The sequence below is a fragment of the Longimicrobium sp. genome, from assembly GCF_036554565.1.
Classification (GTDB): domain Bacteria; phylum Gemmatimonadota; class Gemmatimonadetes; order Longimicrobiales; family Longimicrobiaceae; genus Longimicrobium.
The window spans coordinates 1-2261 of sequence record NZ_DATBNB010000710.1; the positions used below are offsets into that span (position 1 = coordinate 1).

Below are 2261 nucleotides of genomic sequence, written 5' to 3' on the forward strand. Positions count from 1 at the left end.
CGTGGCGGGATCCATCTCCACGTCCCCCGCCTTGAGCACCGCCGAGGCCCCGGGGCTCGCCCCCCGCCGCAGCAGTGCGCGCAGGCGTGCCGTCAGTTCCGAGAACTCGAACGGCTTCGTCAGGTAGTCGTCGGCGCCGGCGTCCAGCCCGACCACCTTGTCTTCCGTGCGGTCGCGCGCCGTGAGCATCAGCACGGGAAGGCGCACCTCGCGTTCGCGCAGGTCGCGGACGAGCTGGATGCCCGAGCGCCCCGGGATCATCACGTCCACCACCGCGGCGTCGAAGCCCTGCGTGGTGGCCTTTTCCCAGGCGACGTCTCCGTCCGCCGCCATCTCGACCACGTACCCCTCCTCGCGCAGGCCCTTCTGCAGGAAGCCGGCGATGCGCGGATTGTCTTCTACGATCAGAATCCTCATCGGTGCCCTGGATTAAGAGGCGTTAAGGGCGGGCTAATCGTCCGCTAATCCCCTGCAGGAACGGGGGTTCGCACGAACGGGTATTCCTTGCCAGCAGGATGGCGGCCCCGTGGTCCCCGGCCGCCCCACGTTTTCGGATCAGGAGATAAGTGACGATGAACGCAACGCTTCGCAAGCTCGGGATGCCCGCGCTGCTGGTCGCGGGCACCGCAACGGCCATGACGGCGGCCGACATGGTAAAGGACCCGCTGCCGGACCTGGGTGCCCAGGCGGCCGGGCCGGCGGTGGCGCCCCCGGGGGCCATCGCGTCGGCCGAGGGGCTGTCTGGCGCCTTCCGCGCCGCCACCCGCGCGGCTCTCCCCGCGGTGGTGCACGTCCGCGTGGCTTCGGCGGCGCGGGCCGTCTCGCAGCAGCAGGTGCCGCCGGAGTTCCGCGGAACGCCGTTCGAGGACATGTTCCGCCGCCAGGGCGGGCAGGCGCCGCGGGCTGGCAGCGGATCGGGCTTCATCATCTCTGCGGACGGCTACATCATTACCAACAACCACGTGGTCGAGGGGATGGACCGCGTGACGGTGGTGCTGGCCGACAAGCGCGAGTTCGAGGCGCGCGTGGTGGGCCGCGACCCCAACACGGACGTCGCCGTGCTGAAGGTGGATGCGCGGGGGCTCCCCGTGGCGCGGCTGGGCGATGCCGACCCGCTGGAGATCGGCGACTGGGTGCTGGCGCTGGGCTATCCGCTGGACCTGGGGCAGACCACCACGGCCGGCATCGTGAGCGCCAAGGGCCGCAGCCTGGGCATCATGGGGCGCAACGGCGCCGAGGCCCCGCTGGAGCACTTCATCCAGACCGACGCGGCCATCAACCCGGGGAACAGCGGGGGGCCGCTGGTAGACCTGCAGGGGCGGGTGATCGGCGTCAACAGCGCCATCGCTTCGCCGACGGGCTTCTACTCGGGCTACGGGTTCGCGGTGCCCATCAACCTGGCGCGCCGCGTGGCGGAAGACCTGATGCGTGACGGCCGCGTGCACCGGCCCATGATCGGCGTGGAGATCCGCGACGTGTCGCCTGCCGATGCCGAGGTGTTCGGGCTTCCCTCGCCGGATGGCGCGGTGGTTTCGGCAGAGCCGCGCGGCCCCGCGGCGGCTGCCGGGCTGAAGCTGGGCGACGTGATCGTGGCCGTGGAGGGCAAGGCCGTGAAGAACGCCGGCGACCTGATGGAGACGGTGATGGAGCGGCGCCCGGGAGACCGGGTGACGCTGGACGTGGTTCGCTACGGCGACCGCCGCCGGGTGCCGGTGCGGCTGGAGGAGTTCTCCAACCCCCGCGCGGCCCGCGGCCGGGCGGCGCCCGAGGCGGAGGAGGTGGCAGCCCCGGTGGAGACCAGCGGCCGGCTGGGCATCCGCGCGGAGCCGGTGACGCCGGAGATTGCCCGCGAGCTGGGGATGGAGCGCGCGGCGGGGGTGGTGATCTCGGAGGTGGATCCCGCGAGTCCCGCGGCGGGGGTGTTGGGCCGCGGGATGGTGGTGCGGCGATTCAACGGCCGCGAGGTGCGCACGGTGCAGGAGCTTCGCGCCGCGTCCGAGGCGGTGCGGCCGGGGCAGGTGGTGTCGCTGCAGGTGCGGCTGCCGGACGGCCGCGAGACCATCGTGAACTTCCGCGCCCGCAGCTGATCTGCGCTGAAGGTATAGATCGTCGTTCTCAAAACAGAAGCCAGCCCGTGGTTCGCCCCCGGGCTGGCTTTCTTTTTGGGTCACGCGGAGGCGCGGAGGACGCGGAGAAAAGAGGAGAAAACGGGAGAGAAAGATCAGATCACCTCGGTAGTGTCCTCTGCAGTTCTCCGCGTC

General features: G+C 71.2%; 2 protein-coding genes. One reads left to right on the forward strand and one right to left on the reverse strand.

The window, feature by feature from the left end:
• A partial coding sequence (locus VIB55_RS19875; RefSeq protein WP_331878412.1) for a response regulator transcription factor occupies positions 1-417 on the reverse strand: 417 nt, incomplete at its 3' end.
• 155 nt (positions 418-572) lie between these two features.
• Here VIB55_RS19875 and VIB55_RS19880 point away from each other — a divergent pair.
• Positions 573-2087 (forward strand): trypsin-like peptidase domain-containing protein, encoded by a 1515-nt coding sequence (locus tag VIB55_RS19880; RefSeq protein ID WP_331878413.1) that lies wholly within the window; start codon positions 573-575, stop codon positions 2085-2087.
• The last annotated feature ends 174 nt before the right edge of the window (positions 2088-2261 follow it).